This window comes from Sphingomonas sp. FARSPH (assembly GCF_003355005.1).
Classification (GTDB): domain Bacteria; phylum Pseudomonadota; class Alphaproteobacteria; order Sphingomonadales; family Sphingomonadaceae; genus Sphingomonas.
This window is the reverse complement of record NZ_CP029985.1, coordinates 2,025,001-2,042,115: the sequence shown is the minus strand read 5'-3', so window position 1 is coordinate 2,042,115 and position 17,115 is coordinate 2,025,001. Positions and strand designations below refer to the sequence as shown.

Annotated in this window: 14 protein-coding genes; 8 read left to right on the top strand and 6 right to left on the bottom strand. The window is 68.5% G+C overall.

Annotated features, from left to right (window positions below):
• Positions 1 to 349 precede the first annotated feature (349 nt).
• The 5 genes from DM480_RS09695 (at position 350) to DM480_RS09675 (ending at position 5,191) form a co-directional block, all read left to right on the top strand.
• Positions 350 to 1,702 carry a M48 family metalloprotease gene (locus DM480_RS09695; RefSeq protein WP_115378637.1) on the top strand — a complete coding sequence of 451 codons (1,353 nt, stop codon included), beginning with the start codon at positions 350 to 352 and terminating at the stop codon, positions 1,700 to 1,702.
• A complete protein-coding gene (locus DM480_RS09690) occupies positions 1,699 to 2,412 on the top strand; it encodes a DsbA family protein (RefSeq protein ID WP_115378636.1) in 714 nt (237 codons plus the stop codon). The genes DM480_RS09695 and DM480_RS09690 overlap by 4 nt, the downstream gene beginning before the upstream one ends.
• Before the next feature lie 166 nt (positions 2,413 to 2,578).
• Entirely contained in the window at positions 2,579 to 3,511 is a 933-nt protein-coding gene (locus DM480_RS09685) for an ABC transporter ATP-binding protein (protein WP_115378635.1), read from the top strand.
• The gene (locus DM480_RS09680; RefSeq protein WP_115378634.1) at positions 3,508 to 4,269 is read left to right on the top strand and encodes an ABC transporter permease; all 762 of its coding nucleotides are present in this window, start codon (positions 3,508 to 3,510) and stop codon (positions 4,267 to 4,269) included. The genes DM480_RS09685 and DM480_RS09680 overlap by 4 nt, the downstream gene beginning before the upstream one ends.
• 94 nt (positions 4,270 to 4,363) lie before the next feature.
• Positions 4,364 to 5,191 (top strand): DUF429 domain-containing protein, encoded by an 828-nt coding sequence (locus DM480_RS09675; protein ID WP_198665791.1) that lies wholly within the window; start codon positions 4,364 to 4,366, stop codon positions 5,189 to 5,191.
• Here the strand turns inward: DM480_RS09675 and DM480_RS09670 are convergent.
• Complete coding sequence (locus DM480_RS09670; protein ID WP_115378632.1) at positions 5,160 to 5,873, bottom strand: CPBP family intramembrane glutamic endopeptidase; 714 nt, start codon at positions 5,871 to 5,873, stop codon at positions 5,160 to 5,162. The genes DM480_RS09675 and DM480_RS09670 overlap by 32 nt on opposite strands.
• Positions 5,870 to 6,835, bottom strand: coding sequence for a class II fructose-bisphosphatase (gene glpX, locus DM480_RS09665; protein ID WP_115378631.1), 966 nt, complete (start codon positions 6,833 to 6,835; stop codon positions 5,870 to 5,872). The genes DM480_RS09670 and glpX overlap by 4 nt, the downstream gene beginning before the upstream one ends.
• A gap of 367 nt (positions 6,836 to 7,202) precedes the next feature.
• Here glpX and DM480_RS09660 point away from each other — a divergent pair, with 367 nt between their 5' ends.
• Complete coding sequence (locus tag DM480_RS09660; protein WP_232833941.1) at positions 7,203 to 9,062, top strand: methyl-accepting chemotaxis protein; 1,860 nt, start codon at positions 7,203 to 7,205, stop codon at positions 9,060 to 9,062.
• A gap of 64 nt (positions 9,063 to 9,126) precedes the next feature.
• Here DM480_RS09660 and DM480_RS09655 read toward each other — a convergent pair whose 3' ends face one another.
• The 3 genes from DM480_RS09655 to DM480_RS09645 all read right to left on the bottom strand — a co-directional run bounded on the left by DM480_RS09655 (position 9,127) and on the right by DM480_RS09645 (position 12,207).
• On the bottom strand, positions 9,127 to 10,593 hold the full coding sequence (locus tag DM480_RS09655) for a carbohydrate porin (RefSeq protein ID WP_115378629.1): 1,467 nt from the start codon (positions 10,591 to 10,593) through the stop codon (positions 9,127 to 9,129).
• 118 nt (positions 10,594 to 10,711) lie between these two features.
• On the bottom strand, positions 10,712 to 11,530 hold the full coding sequence (dapD, locus tag DM480_RS09650; RefSeq protein WP_115378628.1) for a 2,3,4,5-tetrahydropyridine-2,6-dicarboxylate N-succinyltransferase: 819 nt from the start codon (positions 11,528 to 11,530) through the stop codon (positions 10,712 to 10,714).
• A complete protein-coding gene (locus DM480_RS09645) occupies positions 11,527 to 12,207 on the bottom strand; it encodes a pyrimidine 5'-nucleotidase (RefSeq protein WP_115378627.1) in 681 nt (226 codons plus the stop codon). The genes dapD and DM480_RS09645 overlap by 4 nt, the downstream gene beginning before the upstream one ends.
• Positions 12,208 to 12,334: 127 nt before the next feature.
• Here DM480_RS09645 and DM480_RS09640 point away from each other — a divergent pair, with 127 nt between their 5' ends.
• Positions 12,335 to 14,659, top strand: a complete 2,325-nt coding sequence (locus DM480_RS09640) for a S8 family peptidase (RefSeq protein ID WP_115378626.1) — start codon at positions 12,335 to 12,337, stop codon at positions 14,657 to 14,659.
• Positions 14,660 to 14,703: 44 nt separating this feature from the next.
• Complete coding sequence (locus tag DM480_RS09635) at positions 14,704 to 15,705, top strand: LLM class flavin-dependent oxidoreductase (RefSeq protein WP_115378625.1); 1,002 nt, start codon at positions 14,704 to 14,706, stop codon at positions 15,703 to 15,705.
• A 9-nt stretch (positions 15,706 to 15,714) separates the two neighbouring features.
• Here the strand turns inward: DM480_RS09635 and DM480_RS09630 are convergent, their stop codons facing one another.
• Positions 15,715 to 17,109 carry a sensor histidine kinase gene (locus tag DM480_RS09630; protein ID WP_115378624.1) on the bottom strand — a complete coding sequence of 465 codons (1,395 nt, stop codon included), beginning with the start codon at positions 17,107 to 17,109 and terminating at the stop codon, positions 15,715 to 15,717.
• Positions 17,110 to 17,115 lie beyond the last annotated feature (6 nt).

Here is a 17,115-nt window from a genome sequence, read left to right as displayed (position 1 = left end):
CGCCGATCCTCAGGCCGATCGCCATCCAAGCCCCCTTCGTCACCCCGAACGTGTTCCGGCGTCCACGGCGCGGCGATCGGCACGGCTTGAGCCTCTATCGATAGCGATTGCGGCTCGGTGGCCCCCGGAATACGTTCGGGGTGCCGAAAGGGCAGGCTGTTCGATCGAAGGCGACATCGGGGACGGCTGAAGGTCGATTCAGCCTACACCACCGGGCGCTTTCACCCCCCGTTCACCTCGGTTTCGCGATGAAGCGCACACGATGCTTCGTTTGCCGTGTTTCGCCGTGACCTGTCGCCGCGGTGCGCCTATGCTGGTCGGCATGATACCGGCCGGGGATCGATAGCGCATGAAGCGTCTGCTCGCCGTCGCGGCGACCGCGATCCTGCTCGCTGCCCAGCCCGCCGCGGCGCAGTCGATCCTGCGCGATGCGGAAACCGAGGCGATGTTCGCCGACATGTCGAACCCGCTTATCAAGGCGGCCGGCCTCAGCCCACGCGACGTCAAGGTCGTGCTGATCAACGACGATTCGATCAACGCCTTCGTCGCGGGCGGCCAGACGGTCTACGTCCATTCCGGTCTGCTCCAGGCGGCGGACAACGCCAACCAGGTGCAGGGCGTGATCGCGCACGAGCTGGGCCATATCGCCGACGGCCATGTCGTGCTCGCCGACCGCGGCATGAAGCCGGCGATGGGCATCACGTTGCTGTCGATGGTGCTGGGGCTTGCCGCGATCGCGGCGGGCAGCGGCGAGGCGGGCGCGGGTCTGATGGCGCTCGGCCAGCAGGCGGGGCTGGGCAAGTATCTGGCCTTCAGCCGCACGCAGGAATCGACCGCGGACGCGGCGGGCGTCAAATATCTCAACACCGCCGGCGTCACCGGCAAGGGCATGCTGAGCTTCTTCAAGAAGCTGCAGCAGCAGGAATATCGCTATGGCGTCGAAAATATCGACCCGTTCATGCAGACGCACCCGTTGTCGGGCGAGCGCATCGCCCACCTGACCGCAGACCTGCAGGCGTCGCCGTCATGGAACACGCCGTCGGACCCTGCGCTGGAGGAACGGTTCCGCCGCGTGAAGGCGAAGCTCGAAGGCTATGTGATGCCGCCCGAGCGGACGCTCGCCGATTTCCCCGAAACCGACGCGTCGGTCTACGCGCATTACGCACGCGCCTACGCCTATCACAAGGCGGGCTATCCCGACAAAGCCGATGCAGAATCGGCCGCGCTGCTGAAGGCGAAGCCGAACGACCCCTATTTCCTCGAAATCCGCGGGCAGATCCTGCTCGAGGCGGGGCGGCCGGTCGATGCGCTGGTGCCGCTGCGCCGCGCGACGGAGGGATCGGGCAACAACCCGCTGATCGCCACCACCTTCGGCCACGCGTTGATCGCGACGGAGAACAAGGCCAATTATCCCGAGGCAATCAAGGTGCTGCGCATCGCGACGCAGCGCGACGACGACAATCCCTTCGCCTGGTACCAGCTCGGCACCGCGTACGAGCTGACCGGCGACGCCGCGCGCGCGGCACTGGCGACGGCGGAGCGCGCGAGCATGACCGGCGACCAGCGCACCGCGGCGCAGAGCGCGCGTTATGCGATGGCGAACATCCCCGCCAACACCACGGACTGGATTCGCGCGCAGGACATCGCCATGGCCGCGCAGAACGACATGGACGACAATCCGAAGAAGTATAAGCGCAAGTGAAACCCCTGCATCTTCTGGGCGTCGCCGCGCTCGGCGCCCTGATCGGCGCCGGCGCGGTGTGGAGCGCCGATCGCCTCGTCGCCCCGGGCCGCGCGGACCGCGTGCGTATCGAGCGCGTCGTCCACGATTACGTCCTGTCGCATCCGGAGATCATTCCGCAGGCGATGCAGACGCTGCAGGCGCGCGAATCGGGCAAGGCGGTCGCCGCCAATCGCGACGCGATCACCACGCCGTTTGCGGGTGCCTGGGCGGGCAATCCCAAGGGCGACGTGACGCTGGTCGAATATTACGATTACAATTGCGGCTATTGCCGGGCGTCGCTGCCGATGATCGCCGATCTGATCCGGCGCGATCCGAACCTGCGCGTCGTCTATCGCGAACTGCCGATCCTGGGGCCGACCAGCCGCCCCGCCGCGCGCGCCAGCCTGGCGGCGGCGCAGCAGGGCAAGTTCGTCGCCTTCCACGACGCGCTCTACGCCGCCGGACCGGTGAGCGACGCCAGCATCCGCGCAACCGCGGCGAAGACGGGCGTATCCCTGCCGGGCAGCAACGCGCCGGTGCTGGATGCGGAGATCACCCGGAACATGGAGACGGCGGCAAAGCTGGGCATGACGGGCACGCCGACCTGGGTGATCGGCGACCAGATGCTGGCCGGCGCGTTGCCGATCGAGGAACTGGAGAAGGCGATCGCGACGGCACGCGGGCGTTAACGCCGGCACCGCTTGCCCGAGGCGGCCGGGGTAGGCTCCGGCCTTACCGAGACCTGCGTGAAGGGACAGCCCCTCTCGTTTTTTCGCAGGCGGAAGGGAATGCTCCCCCGCCCTTCCCACACCACCCTGCCCGCCCTATCTCCCGCAGCAACAAAAGGGGCATGGCATGGCCGAACCGATCCTCACGCTCACCGGCGTGTCGAAAACCTACAAGAGCGGCACGACCGCACTCGCCAGCGTCGATCTGACGATCAACAAGGGCGAGATTTTCGCGCTGCTCGGGCCGAACGGCGCCGGCAAGACGACGCTGATCAGCATCGTTTGCGGGATCGTCACGCCGTCGACCGGCAGCATCGCCGTCGGCGGCCACGACGCGCTGCGCGATTTCAAGCGCGCGCGGGGGATGATCGGGCTGGTGCCGCAGGAACTGTCCGTCGACATGTTCGAGACGGTGCTGGCGACGGTCAGCTATTCCCGCCGCCTGTTCGGCCACGGGCCGAACCCCGCGCACGTCGAGCAGGTGTTGCGCGACCTGTCGCTGTGGGACAAGCGCGACGCGAAGGTCATGGAATTGTCCGGCGGCATGAAGCGGCGCGTGCTGATCGCCAAAGCGCTGGCGCATGAGCCCGAGATCCTGTTCCTCGACGAGCCGACCGCGGGCGTCGACGTCGCGCTGCGCCGCGACATGTGGAAACTAGTGCACAAGCTGCGGCAGCGCGGCGTGACGATCATCCTGACCACCCACTACATCGAGGAAGCGGAGGAGATGGCGGATCGCGTCGGCGTCATCACCGGCGGCAAGCTGCTGCTGGTCGAGGACAAGGCGACGCTGATGCGAAAACTCGGCAAGCGCGAGATGGACCTGACGCTCGCCGAACCGATGGCGGCGGTACCGCCCGGGCTGGAACGCTGGCACCTCAGCCTCGAGAACGACGGTAAGACGCTGCGCTATGTCTTCGACGCGACCGAGGAGCATACCGGCATCCCCTCGCTTCTGCGCGCGCTGGCCGACCAGGGCATTGCGTTCAAGGACCTGGAAACCTCGAAATCGAGCCTCGAGGACATTTTCGTCGATCTGGTGGGAGCGCGCGCCGCATGAACCTCAACGGCATCTGGGCGATCTATCGCTTCGAAATGGCGCGTGCGCTGCGCACTTTGTGGCAGAGCCTGATCACGCCGGTCCTGCTCACCAGCCTCAACTTCATCATCTTCGGCGGCGCACTTGGCGGCCGTATCCAGGAAGTGGGCGGCGTCCCCTATGGCAGCTTCCTCGTCCCCGGCCTCATCATGTCGTCGCTGCTGGTGCAGAGCGTCAGCAACGCGTCGATCGGCATCTACTTCCCCAAATTCACCGGCACGGTGTTCGAACTGCTTTCCGCGCCGATCTCCGCGATGGAGATGGTGATCGGCTTCGTCGGCGCGGCGACGACCAAGTCGGTCGCGATCGGCCTCGTCATCCTCGCGACCGCGACCGCCTTCGTCACGGTACACATCGATCATCCGTTCGCGATGGCGGCGCTATTGATCCTGACCAGCCTCGCCTTCTCGCTGTTCGGGTTCATCATCGGCATCTGGGCGAAGAATTTCGAGCAGCTGAACTTCGTGCCGACCCTGGTGGTGACCCCGCTGACCTTCCTGGGCGGCGTCTTCTATTCGATCGACATGCTGCCGCAGCCGTGGCGGACGGTGACCTTGTTCAATCCCGTCGTCTACCTCGTCAGCGCGTTCCGCTGGAGCTTCTTCGGGACGGGCGACGTGCCGGTGCTGATCAGCCTGGGCGTGACGGCGGGGTTCCTGCTGCTGTGCCTGGGCGTCGTGGGATGGATATTCCGCACCGGATGGCGGCTGAAGAATTGATGGCTTCGTACCGGCCTGCCCTCCCCCTTCCGGCGCTGCACGCCTCCCTCCCTCTCCCGATGGGGGAAGACAAAGCCGCCGCAGGCTGCGAAGGGTGAGGGCAGCCGAGACCTTCGTCGGTTTCGATTCCGCCTGGACGGACAATCCCCGCGCACCCGGCGCGATCTGTGCGGTCGCGCTGGCGGCGGACGGCACCGCCACCTTTCATCCGCCCCGTCTCGCGCGTTTCGGCGACGCGCTGGACTTCATCGAAGCGGTCGCCGCCGATTACACGTTGATCGCGCTCGACCAGCCGACGATCGTCGCCAACCCCACCGGCATGCGTCCCGCCGAACGCGTCGCGGCCGCCGCGATCAGCTGGCTGGGCGGCGGGGTGCAGCCCGCCAGCCGGGCGAGGACGGGCATGTTCTGCGACGCCGCGCCGATCTGGCCGTTCCTTGCCGCGCTCGGCGCAAACGACGATCCGCTCGCTGCCCGCGAGGCCGCAGCGGGGCGGCATGTCATGGAGGTGTTCCCGGCGCTCGCACTCGCCGCGTTCGAGCCCGCCTTCGCCTGCCGCCGTGGCGCGCCCAAGTACAATCCCTCCAACCCGCTTTACCGCCCGGACGATTGGCGCCGTGTCGCCGCCGCGGCTGCCACGCAATACGACCGCTGGCAGCTTCCCGAACCCGCCGCATGGTGCCAGGATGCTGCTACGCTGTCCCGCCCGCGCAAGGCGGATCAGGACCGGCTGGACGCGATGCTGTGCCTCGCCATCGCGCTCCACTGGCGCCGCGCACCGGCAGGGCAGTCGATCATGATCGGCGACCTCGACAGCGGCTATATCGTCGCCCCGCTCGCTCCCGCGCTGTGCGACCGGCTGCGGGTCGCGGCGGCGCTGCACGGCGTCGCTATCGACGGGACCGTCGTATCCATGCGCTGAGCGCGGGTCGCAGCACGAGGGCGTTGAGGTCGGTCAACGCATGCGCCGCCATCGCCAGCCATAAAGCGCCGCTGCCCATATACAGCGCGGTCATCAGCGCGCCGCCGATCGCGGTGGCGACGACGCCCACCCAGCCCTGATACCGGTGCATCGCCGCGAAACAGGCGATGGCGAGCCCGCAACCGATCGCGACCGACCCGGTCAGCGGCGCCAGCGCGAGCGGCAGCGCGAGGCGGAAGAACAGCTCCTCGGTCACGCCGGCGCTGAGCGCGAGCAGGGTGGCGGGCCACAACTCCGCATCGCTTGCAGGCATGATCGCGCAGGTGTCGCCCGCGGTCCACGGCGCGCGCCCGCGCCGCGCGCGCCACCAGGTCGCGATAAGGCCGAGCAGGCTGCCACCCGCCAGTCCGACGGCCACCGTTCCCACCCCGATCGTGCCGGGCAGGAGGTCGAGCGCCGTGGCGAGCGGTCCGAACGCCGCCGCCAACCGCACGATCGCCCCGATCTGGCCCGTCAGCACCAGCACCAGCAGCGCAGGAAAGCCATAACCCAGCCACAGCCCCGCGGCCCAGCGCGTGTGCCGCGCGCCGATCGGCACCGCCACCGGCAGCCACAGCCGCCCACGCCACAACAGGACGGCGGCATAGGCGCCGATCAGCGCGGCGAGCGCCTGCGCGATCATCCGTCGATGCGGTGTTCGCCCTTCACCCAGCGCACCGTGCCCGACGAGGCGCGCATCACGACGCTCTCCGTAGTCATCTTGCCCTTGCGGCGTTTGACGCCTTCGAGCAGCGAACCGTCGGTGACGCCGGTCGCCGCGAAGATGCAGTCGCCGCGCGCCAGTTCCTTGAGGTCGTACTGCTTGTCGAGGTCCTCGATCCCCCATTTGCGCGCACGCGCTCGCTCATCGTCGTTGCGGAACAGCAGCCGGCCTTTGAATTGGCCGCCGACGCAGCGCAGCGCAGCGCACGCCAGCACGCCCTCCGGCGCGCCGCCCGATCCCATATAGACGTCGATCGTCGTTTCCGGGTCGGCGGTGGCGATCACGCCCGCGACGTCTCCGTCGCCGATCAGCATCACGCCGACGCCCAGGCTGCGCAGCTCCGCGATCAGCGCCTCGTGCCGGGGCCGGTCGAGGACGCAGGCGATGATGTCGGACGGCTTGACGCCCTTCGCCGCGGCGATCGCGGTGACGTTCTCGGTCGGCGACCTGTCGAGGTCGATGACGCCGTCGGGCAGGCCGGGGCCGACGGCGATCTTGTCCATATAGACGTCGGGCGCGTTGAGCAGGCCGCCCTTTTCCGCGATCGCCAGCACCGCAAGGCTGTTCGGCCCCGCCTTGGCGCAGATCGTGGTGCCTTCGAGCGGATCGAGCGCGATGTCGATCTCCGGGCCCTTTCCGGTGCCGACCTTCTCGCCGATGTACAGCATCGGCGCCTCGTCGCGTTCGCCCTCGCCGATCACGACGGTGCCGTTCATGTATAGCTCGTTGAGCGCGGCGCGCATCGCCTCGACCGCGGCGGCATCCGCGGCCTTTTCATCCCCGCGCCCGGTCAGCGTCGACGCAGCGATCGCCGCCGCTTCGGTGACGCGCACCATCTCCAGAACGAGAACGCGGTCGAGGACCTGGCTGGCGGCGGTCATATCTTCCCCATGATGTTATCGATGTTGCCGCCGCGATAGGGGGACGGGCGGTGCGTGTCGAGGTCGCGACGCACCTGGCGCCTGCGAGCGGCGAAAACCCCCATTTCGAGTAACGTCCGTTGCGGACTCACTTAACGCTATTTTCACCAGTCCCTGTCAGAGGGAGCTGGGGAAAACCAGACCTTCCGGGGGGGGCGGCGGAACCATGAACGGCGCGGCGGCGGCCTGCGAATGGCACCGACGCCCGGCATACGGAAAAGACCGCCGACGCGGCTGCGGCGGGCTGGAGGACGCGTGGGGCGCGTCCTCCGGACGAAGTCTGCCGCGTTTGAGGCGCAAATGCGCCGCTCAGCTGAGGGACGCACCTTTGAAAAACCTGCCCATCGCCAGCAAGCTTTTGCTGGCTTTTGCGATCGCACTGCTCGCGCTCATCGCGCTGGGCGCCTTCAGCGTCTCGTCCCTGTCCATCGCCGCGGAACGCGCGGATTATATCGGGCGCGACCAGTCGCAGAAACTGGTTGTCGAGGACGATCTCAACACTGCTACGTCAGACTACGGCACGGCGCAGGCCAACATCATGAATGCCAGCACGCCCGAGCAGCTCCAGATCGCCGAGCAGGCCTTGGCCAGCCGCGGCGCCGCGATCGATCGGGATATTGCGTGGCTTGGCCCGCGACTCGTCTCTGCCGGCCCACGCAAGGCACTGGAAACGATGAAGGCGGAATGGAACGCCTATACCGCGACGGTTCAGCCGATCACCGCGCTGGTCCGCGCGGGCCGGCATGACGAGGCTATGGCGCGCTATAGCGCGACCCGCCATCTTTATAATCGCGGCAACACCGCAACCTCTGCCATCCTGACCATGCAAAAAGACAATATGGTCAAGATCGCGCAGGAGGTTCAGGACACATATGTCAGGACGCGCAACTGGATGATCGGCGCGATCGTGCTGGTATCGTCGATCATCATCGTCCTGCTGGTGGCACTCGTCCGCTCGATCGCGACGCCGCTCGGCACCGTCACCACGGGGCTGACCGAACTGGCCACCGGCAACACCGCCGTCGCGGTGCCGGACGACGACCGCCGCGACGAGATCGGCAACCTTGCAAGGGCGATGCGGAATTTGCGCGACCAGCTCGACGCGGCGGAGCGCGCCAAGGCCGAGCAGACGACCCTGATCGTCGACAGCGTCGGGCGCGGGCTGGAAGCGCTGGCGCAAGGCGACCTCACCGCGCGGATCGATACCGAGCTGACCGGACCCTTCGCCAAGCTGCGCGAGAACTTCAACCGTGCGCTGTCCGCGATGGGCGATGCGATGCGGGCGGTGACGGAGGCGACCAGCGGTATCAACAGCGGCGCCAGCGACATTCGCCAGGCATCGGACGACCTGTCGCAGCGTACCGAGCAGCAGGCCGCGAGCCTGGAGGAGACGGCGGCCGCGATGGACGAGATCACCACGACGGTGCGCCAGACCGCCGCAGGCGCCGTCAAGGCGAACAGCGCCGTCGAGGACGCACGCGTCGAGGCGGAACAATCGGGCGGCATCGTCAGCCGCGCAGTCGACGCGATGGGCGGCATCGAACGCGCATCGAACGAGATTTCGGAGATAATCTCCGTCATCGACGGCATCGCGTTCCAGACCAACCTGCTCGCGCTCAACGCGGGCGTCGAGGCGGCGCGCGCAGGCGACGCGGGCAAGGGCTTTGCCGTCGTCGCGAGCGAAGTGCGCGCGCTCGCGCAGCGCTCCGCCGATGCGGCCAAGGACGTCAAGACCAAGATCACCGCATCGACACAGCAGGTCGAAGCGGGGGTTCAGCTGGTCAGCGAGACGGGTGCGGCGCTCAACCGCATCATCGGCCGCATCGGCGAGATCAGCGCGCTGGTCGGCGAAATCGCCAAGGCCGCGGAAAGCCAGGCGACCGGTCTGCAACAGGTCAACACCGCGGTCAGCGAGATGGACGGCGTGACGCAGCAGAATGCCGCGATGGTCGAGGAGGCGACCGCCGCCGCGCGATCGCTGTCGGCCGAGGCGGACGAGCTCGCCCGTCAGGTGACGCGCTTCAAGGTGTCGCACGAGCGGCCTGCTGCACTCACGCCGGCGAGCCCGGTCCACGACCTGCAGCAGCGCGCCGCGGAAGCCGGCCGCCGCATCGCCCGCGCGACGCCGACGCGCCGTCACGGCAACGCCGCCGTCGCCTTGGCACAGGACGACTGGTCGGAATTCTGACGCTTCCCGCGCGCGACGCACGTCAGGCGGCGATCCGATCGGGTCGCCGCCTTTTGCGCATCCGCTACAACGTAATGGCCGCCTTCATCCCGACGACGCCCACATCCGCCGCCTCGCGGATGCCGCCGGGGTGATGGATGTACTGGACGTTCGGCCGCAGTTCGAGCCAGTCGGCCGGGTGCACCGAATAATAGACCTCCGCCGCATATTCCGCATGCCGTACGGGCGTGCCCGGCACCAACCGATCGGCGGTCGCGGCGCGGCCGTTGACGTTGGTGCGCGCGACGCCGAAGCCGAGCACGTCGCCCGGCACCGCCGGTACCAGCCCCTTGTAGAACAGCCCCAGCGCCACCTGATTGTCGGTGACCGAAGTGCGTCGGTCCGCCTGCGTCACGTTGGCGAACATCGACAGGCCGGTCAGCGCCTTGCCGTCCTTCGACCGGCCGGTCAGCTGCTGCTGCATCGTCGCATAGACGCCGTAGCGGCTGCTATGCTGCAGCGGCGTAAGGCCGGTGACGACCGCCGGGTTGCGATTGATGTCGAGCAGCACGTCGTCGCCGGGCGCGGTCCCGATCCAGCCGCCGATCTTGTACGATCCGACGCGGCCGTCGTTGCCGCCGCGCGACCAGCCCGCCTCGATCGGGATCAGCGTGCCCGTCGCGCCCTGGAAATGTGCGACGAAGAAATGCGCATCGAGGTTGCGCGGATTGATCTGATACGCCCCGCCCTGGACGTAGAAATCATGCGGCAGGTCGACGCGCACGCGCGCGCCCCATTGGCTGACCGGCCAGTTGTACCAGTAATCGCCGACCAGATTGCCCGGCTGTGCGCCGCAGAAGCTGAGGTTCATGAAATGGCAGGAGAAGACGGCGAAATCCTCGCCCGGATTGGTGAGGCCGAGCTTGACCTCGATCGCCGGACCCAGTTTCTGTTCGTACCATAATTGCGTGACGCGCACCGTCTGGCCGCGGCCATAGATCTCCTGCACCTGTTGCAGCGCGTTGATCCCGGCGTCCGCGGTCAGGTTGTCGCCGCGCCGCCACGTCACCGTCGCCTGGAACGCGCCGCCCTTCAGCCCGGCGAGCTTTTCGAGGTCGAGCAGGGCGCCGACGTCGAACTGCCCCGTCTCGCGCAGCAGGTTCCGTGTGCCGCCCGCGAAATTATAGCCACTTTCGGAGGCGTAGCGCGCGCTCAGCCCGATGCCCCGCCGGCCCAGCCGCGTGCGGATATCCTGCCAGTCGCCGATCAGCCCCGGCGGGGGCGCGCTCTGCGTGTCGCCGATGAGCGCGGAGGGCGAGGTGTCGCGCTGGCGCGTGCGCGACACCGCGGTCTGCGGCCGGTGCTGCGTGTCGCCGAGGCTGGTGTCCGGTGACTGCTGGCGTGTCTCCGGCGCGGGCGTCTGCTGCGTCGCGCCGGCATCGGCGGGCGGCGAGGCGCCAACGTCGACCTGTTGCGCCGCCACCGCGCCGCATCCCGCAACACTCGCCAGCATCACCGCACACGCGCGGCGACACATCCGCCCCTTCGTCATGCCATCCCCTTTTTACGCAGTTCCGAGCCTGCCTGGAAAGGATAACGTCGATGGCGCGATTAGGTTCTCGCTGCGTAACGACCCGTCACAACCGCGGCGAAAGTCGCCGCCGGATCGATCAGTCGCGCAACAAGTCGTTGATGCTGGTCTTGCTGCGCGTCTGCGCATCGACGCGCTTGACGATGACCGCGCAGTACAAGCCGAGGTTTCCGCCGGTCGAGCCCGGCACCACCACGGCATAGGGCGGCACCTCACCCTTGAATACTTCGCCCGTTTCGCGGTCGATGATCTTGGTCGACTTACCGAGGTATACGCCCATCGACAGTACCGCGCCTTCGCCGACGCGCACGCCCTCCGCGACTTCGGACCGCGCGCCGATGAACGCGCCGTCGCCGATGATCACGGGGTCCGCCTGCAACGGCTCGAGCACGCCGCCGATGCCCGCGCCGCCCGACAGGTGGACGTTGCGGCCGATCTGCGCGCAGCTGCCCACCGTCGCCCAGGTGTCGACCATCGTGCCTTCGCCGACATAGGCGCCGATGTTGACGAAGCTCGGCATCAGGATCGCACCCGGCGCGACATAGGCGCCGCGGCGTACGATGCTGCCCGGCACGGCACGGAAGCCCGCGCTGCGGAATTCCGCCTCGCTCCAGCCCGAAAACTTGCTGGGCACCTTGTCGAACCAATGGCCCGCGCCCGGCCCGTTGTCGATCAGGCTGTTGTCGTTGAGGCGGAAGCTGAGCAGCACCGCCTTCTTCAGCCACTGGTTGACGCGCCAGCCGCCCTCACCGTCGGGCTCGGCCACGCGCGCCGTGCCCGCATCGAGCATCGCCAGCGCGCGGTCGACCGCCAGCCGCGTCTCGCCTGCGGTGTCGAAACCGATGGTGGCGCGATCCTCCCACGCCGCCGTGATGATGGTTTCCAGTTCCTGGCTCATGATGCCTCCGTGACGTGGGTGAGCCACGACGCCAGGTCGTGGACGATGAAGTCGATGTGTTCGCGCGCGGCCTCCGGCCCCTGTTCGGAGCCCCCCTGTTCTGAGCCATTGTCGACCCACAGGGTAGTCATGCCGATCGCCTTGGCGGGCGCGAGGTTGCGCGCCATATCCTCCGCGAACAATGCACGGGTCGGATCGATGCCGAAGGCGGTACAGAGGCCCGCATAAGCGGACGGATGCGGCTTGGGCACCAGCCCCATCGCGTGGATGTCGTGGATCGCCTCGAAGCTGTCGCCCAGCCCGAGCCGGTCGAGCACCTTCAGCGCATAGGGCTTGTCGCCGTTGGTGAAGACCAGCTTGCGTCCGGGCAGCTTCGCGATCGCAGCGGCGAGCGGCGCATCGGATTCCAGCACGTCCATCTCGACGTCGTGGACGTCGGCCAGAAATTCATGCGGGTCGACGCCATGGTCCGCCATCAGGCCGGTCAGCGTCGTGCCGTGCTGGTGGAAATACGCCTTCTGGATCCGCAGCGCTTCCGCCGGGTCGACGCCCAGCCGCCGCGCGACGTAGGCGGTCATCCGCGCATCGATCCGCGCGAACAGATTGGCGCTCGCCGGATAGAGCGTGTTGTCCAAGTCGAAGATCCAGGTGTCGATCGAGGCGAGACGCTCCAGCATGGCCCGGGCGTCTAGGCGGCACGCCCGCGGGGGGCAAGCAGCGCATCGCCCCGGCGGCCGTCAATCCCCTGTAAACCGTTGGGCGCGCATGATAGATTGCGATCGGTAGGCGTTGGGTGGGCGGCCAATGAATAGTCGGACGGGGTTGCTGCAGTCGGTGGCGCTTAGCGGTACGATGGCGCTGGCGGCATGCGGCGGCGGCGGGGGTGGCGGCGTCAACACGATTTCGCCGCCGCCCAGTGCGACGATCCCGACTCCCACGCCGTCGCCCACACCCGCTCCTGCGCCCACGCCCGCCCCGACACCAGCGCCCTCCCCCACACCCACGGCGAGCTACGACACGAGCGAATATCGCGCGACGGTGGGCGCGGTGTCGATGAACGCGCTCGCCGCCTACAACCGCGGCGCGACGGGGCTGGGCGTCAACCTGGCGATCATCGACAGCGGCATCGACACGTCGAGCGCCGAATTCGGCAGCCGTATCTCCGCCGCGTCGCAGGACGTCGCCGGCAACACCAGCATCAAGGACGAAGGCGGCCACGGCACCGCCGTCGCCTTCACCGCGGCGGGGCGACGCAACGATGTGGGCTCGCACGGCGTCGCGTTCGACGCGACGCTGACCATCCTGCGCGCCGATACGCCGGGCAGTTGCACCGCGACGACGACGGGCACCGATTCGCCCTGCAAGTTCAACACCGATGCGATCGCGCGCGGCGTCGATGCGGCGCGCGTGGCGGGTGCGCGCGTCATCAACATGTCGCTCGGCGGATCGGCGATGCCGCAGAACCTGGTCGATGCGATCGGCCGCGCCACCGCGCAGGGGATCATCGTCGTCATCGCCGCGGGCAACGACGGCAGCGACAATCCCGACCCCTTTACCTCGGTCGCGTCCAACGCGGCGGCGCGCAACCTCGTCATCATCGCCGGGTCCGTGGGGACGACGGACGTCCTGTCCTCGTTCAGCGACAAGGCCGGCACCGGCGCGGCGCATTATCTCGCCGCCGTCGGGGAGAAAGTGCGCGCGCCCGACCAGACCAACACGCCCTATCTCTGGTCGGGCACGTCCTTTGCCGCGCCGCAGATTTCGGGCGCGATCGCGCTGCTCGCCCAAGCATTTCCCAACCTTTCCGGAGCACAGATCGTCGACCTCCTGTTCCGCACCGCGCGCGATGCGGGCGCGGCGGGGGTCGACAGCGTATACGGCAACGGCGTGCTCGACCTGACCAAGGCGTTCCAGCCGGTCGGCACCACCGCGCTTGCGGGGTCAAAGGTGGCGGTGTCGACGACGAGCAATGCGACGCTCTCCGCGCCTATGGGCGATGCGCAGGTCGGCACGCTCGGCGCGGTGATCCTCGACAGTTACGCCCGCGCCTTCGCGATCGATCTGGCGCATACGATCCAGCGCAGCGCACCGACGCCGATGCTGGCCGGCACGTTGCAGATGCCGATGCGCAGCCTGTCGCTCGCCAATGCCGGCACGACCGTGTCGCTGACGCTGGCGCCGCGCCGCGACGGCAGCGTCGCGGTCGAACGCAGCATGTTGAGCCAGCAGCAGGCGGACACCGCGCGCGCCATCGCCGGATCGGTGACGCAGGCGCTGGGCCACGGCACGCAATTCGGCTTCGCCTTTTCGCAAGGATCGAACGTCCTCACCGCACAGATGGCGGGCCGGCGCGACCCCGCCTTCCTCGTCGCGGGGCAAGGCGGGGTCGGGTTCGAGAGCATGGCGCGCGCCGCGGGATCGCTGCGCCAGCAACTGGGCCCGATCGGCGTCAGCGCGGGCATCGAGAACGGCGACGTGATCGGCCGGCGCGATCCGCTGCTCGCAGGGCTACAGGGCTACCGCCGGTCGGGCTATGACCGCGCGAGCTTCGGGGTCGATACGCGCTGGCGTGGGCTCGCCACCGGTATCACCGCGAGCCGCCTCGCCGAACGCGACACGTTACTCGGCGCGCGATTCGACGGATCGCTGGGTGCGCCGCAGGCGACGAGCTGGTTTCTCGACATGGATGCGCGCGCCGACCTGGGGCGTGGCTGGACGGTCGGCGGCAATTGGCGGCGCGGCTGGACGCGCGCGGCGATGCAGAGCGGGCTTGCCGGCAGCGGGCGCCTGTCGACCGCGGCCTTCGCGTTCGATGCGGGCAAGGACGGCGTGCTCGGCAGCGACAGCATCGGCCTGCGCGTTGCCCAACCGCTGCGCGTCACGCGCGGCGGCATCGACTATCGCCTGCCGACCGGCTGGGACTATGCGACGCAGGCGGTCAGCGACTGGACGATGCAACGCATGAACCTCGCCCCCACCGGGCGCGAAATCGATATCGAGGCGCGCTATCGCGTGCTGCTGGGCATGGGCGATTTACAGGCCAATCTGTTCTGGCGGCGCGATCCGGGCAATGTCGCCAGCCTGCCCGACGACCGCGGCGGGGCGATCCGTTACGCGATCGGTTTCTGATCGGGACCGATTGCAGCGGCGCCGCGGCTCCCCATCTTGGTGGCATGACCCGTTTCGCCCTGCTCGATCTGGTGCCCCTCGTCGAAGGCGGCACCGTTTCCCAATCGCTGGCCAACGCCGCCGATCTCGCGCGCCATGCCGAATCGCTCGGCTTCAACCGCTATTGGGTGGCGGAGCATCATGGCATGCGCGGCATTGCCAGTGCAGCGACCGCAGTCGTCATCGCGCATGTCGCCGCGGCGACGCGCACGATCCGCGTCGGGGCGGGCGGCATCATGCTGCCCAATCATGCGCCGTTGGTGATCGCGGAACAGTTCGGCACGCTCGACGCGCTGTTCCCGGGGCGCATCGACCTGGGCCTCGGCCGCGCGCCGGGCAGCGACCAGCGCGTCGCGCGCGCATTGCGGCGGACGCTGGAGAGCGATCCCAACGCCTTCCCGCAGGATGTCTTGGAACTACAGAGCTATTTCGCCGATGACGGCCAGACCGGGATCGCCGCAACGCCCGGCGCGGGCGCGAACGTGCCGCTGTGGATTCTCGGCTCCAGCACGTTCGGCGCGCAACTCGCCGCCGCGCTAGGGTTGCCCTACGCCTTCGCCTCGCACTTCGCCCCCGATGCGCTCGACCAGGCGCTGGCGATCTACCGCCGCGATTTCCGCCCCTCGGCGCAGCTGGCCAGGCCCTATGCGATGGCGGGGTTCAACGTCTTTGCCGCGGACACCGACGCAGAGGCCGAACTGCTCGCCAGTTCGCAGCAGCAGTCGTTCGTCGCGCTGCGCACCGGCAATCCGCGCCAGCTGCCACCGCCCGTCGCGGGCTATCGCGCCAGCCTCGGACCGCAAGGGTCCGCGATCCTCGACCATGTGCTGCAATGTTCGGCGGTCGGTTCGCCCGCGACGGTCGCGCGGCAGACCGCGGCCTTTATCGAACGCACAGGGGTCGACGAGATCATGGTGACGAGCGCGATCTACGACCACGAGGCGCGCAAGCGCAGCCTGTCGATCACCGCGCAGGTGATGCACGACACGGTGCGCGCCGCGGCCTGACCGCCGTCGTCAGCTGGCGGCGGGCAGCCGCAACCGCACGAGCAGGCCGCCCAGGTCCTCGCTCTCCTCGAGGCTGACGGTGCCGCCGTAGATTTCAGCGACGTCGCGCACAATCGCGAGGCCGAGGCCGGTGCCCGGCTTGCCCGTGTCGAGCCGCACGCCGCGATCGAAGATGCGCACGCGATCCTCCTCTGGGATGCCGGCGCCGTCGTCCTCGATCATCAATTCGACGAAGCTCGCCTGCGCCGCGACGGTGACGAAGACGCTGCCCCCGCCATATTTCGCAGCATTCTCGATGAGGTTGCCGAGCATTTCGTCGAGGTCCTGTCGCTCGACGTGGACCTGAAGGTCCTTCGGCCCCGTTACGTCGATGCGGACGTGGCGATAGAGTCGGCCGACCGCGCGTTCGACCGATTCGAGGCTTGGCCAGACGTCGGCGCGGCTGTGTGCCGAACCGCGGCGCCCGACCGCGCGGGCGCGGGCGAGGTGATGGTCGACCTGACGCCGCATCGTGCGCGCCTCGCGGATCACCGTGTCGGCCAGGTCGTCGGCATGCGCGGTCGCGGCGTTCATGATGACGGTCAGCGGCGTCTTCAGCGCATGCGCCAGGTTGCCGGCATGCCGCCGCGCCTCCTCCGCCTGCCGTTCGTTATGTTCGATCAGCGCATTGAGTTCCTCGACCATCGGCGCGACCTCGATCGGCATCGCGCTCGATACGCGGCTCGACTGGCCGGCGCGCATCCGCGCGATCTCCTCGCGCACGCGGCGCAGCGGCCACAGCCCATAGAAGGTCTGGAGCGCAGCCAGCGCGATCAGCCCGACGCCGAGCAGCAGGAAGCTGCGCACCAACGTCCGGCGCAGCGCCGCGATCTGTGCGTCGAGCCCGTCGCGGCTCTGCGCGACCTGGAACCGCCAGTGGACGCTGGATCCGGGCAACTGCGCATCGCGTTCGACGACGCGCAGTTTCTCGTCGGGGAACTGCGTGCTGTCGTAGGTGTGGATGGTGCGATCGTCGTGCGCGGCGCCGAACGCCAGGCGGCGATCCCACAAGGAGCGCGACGGGAACGCCTCCGTCACCGGGCGGCCGGGGGCGGAAATCTGCCAGTAGAGCCCCGAATTGGGTTCGAGGAAACGCTGGTCCGCGGTCGCGTTGCGGCTGAACGCCACCTCGCCGTCCGGATCGATATAGGCCGACACCAGCAGCGAGCGCATGACATAGCTGAGGTTGTCGTCAAAATTGCGCGTCACCGCATCGCGCAGCACCTTGTCCAGCGCATAGCCGCCGCCGAGCAGCAGCACGCCGATCCACACCGTGGCGATCAGGATCATGCGCCGCGACAACGATCCCGTCGTCCGCGCGCGGCGACGCGGCGGCGATTCGGCGAGCGGCGGGGTATCGGTCATCGTGTG

What these genes read in the sequence shown, in the direction of transcription:
- DM480_RS09695 (WP_115378637.1), top strand. Translation starts at nt 350, where the DNA reads ATGAAGCGTCTGCTCGCCGTCGCGGCGACCGCGATCCTGCTCGCTGCC.
- DM480_RS09685 (WP_115378635.1), top strand. Translation starts at nt 2,579, where the DNA reads ATGGCCGAACCGATCCTCACGCTCACCGGCGTGTCGAAAACCTACAAG.
- DM480_RS09680 (WP_115378634.1), top strand. Translation starts at nt 3,508, where the DNA reads ATGAACCTCAACGGCATCTGGGCGATCTATCGCTTCGAAATGGCGCGT.
- DM480_RS09670 (WP_115378632.1), bottom strand. Translation starts at nt 5,873, where the DNA reads ATGATCGCGCAGGCGCTCGCCGCGCTGATCGGCGCCTATGCCGCCGTC.
- glpX (WP_115378631.1), bottom strand. Translation starts at nt 6,835, where the DNA reads ATGACCGCCGCCAGCCAGGTCCTCGACCGCGTTCTCGTTCTGGAGATG.
- DM480_RS09655 (WP_115378629.1), bottom strand. Translation starts at nt 10,593, where the DNA reads ATGACGAAGGGGCGGATGTGTCGCCGCGCGTGTGCGGTGATGCTGGCG.
- dapD (WP_115378628.1), bottom strand. Translation starts at nt 11,530, where the DNA reads ATGAGCCAGGAACTGGAAACCATCATCACGGCGGCGTGGGAGGATCGC.
- DM480_RS09645 (WP_115378627.1), bottom strand. Translation starts at nt 12,207, where the DNA reads ATGCTGGAGCGTCTCGCCTCGATCGACACCTGGATCTTCGACTTGGAC.
- DM480_RS09640 (WP_115378626.1), top strand. Translation starts at nt 12,335, where the DNA reads ATGAATAGTCGGACGGGGTTGCTGCAGTCGGTGGCGCTTAGCGGTACG.
- DM480_RS09635 (WP_115378625.1), top strand. Translation starts at nt 14,704, where the DNA reads ATGACCCGTTTCGCCCTGCTCGATCTGGTGCCCCTCGTCGAAGGCGGC.
- DM480_RS09630 (WP_115378624.1), bottom strand. Translation starts at nt 17,109, where the DNA reads ATGACCGATACCCCGCCGCTCGCCGAATCGCCGCCGCGTCGCCGCGCG.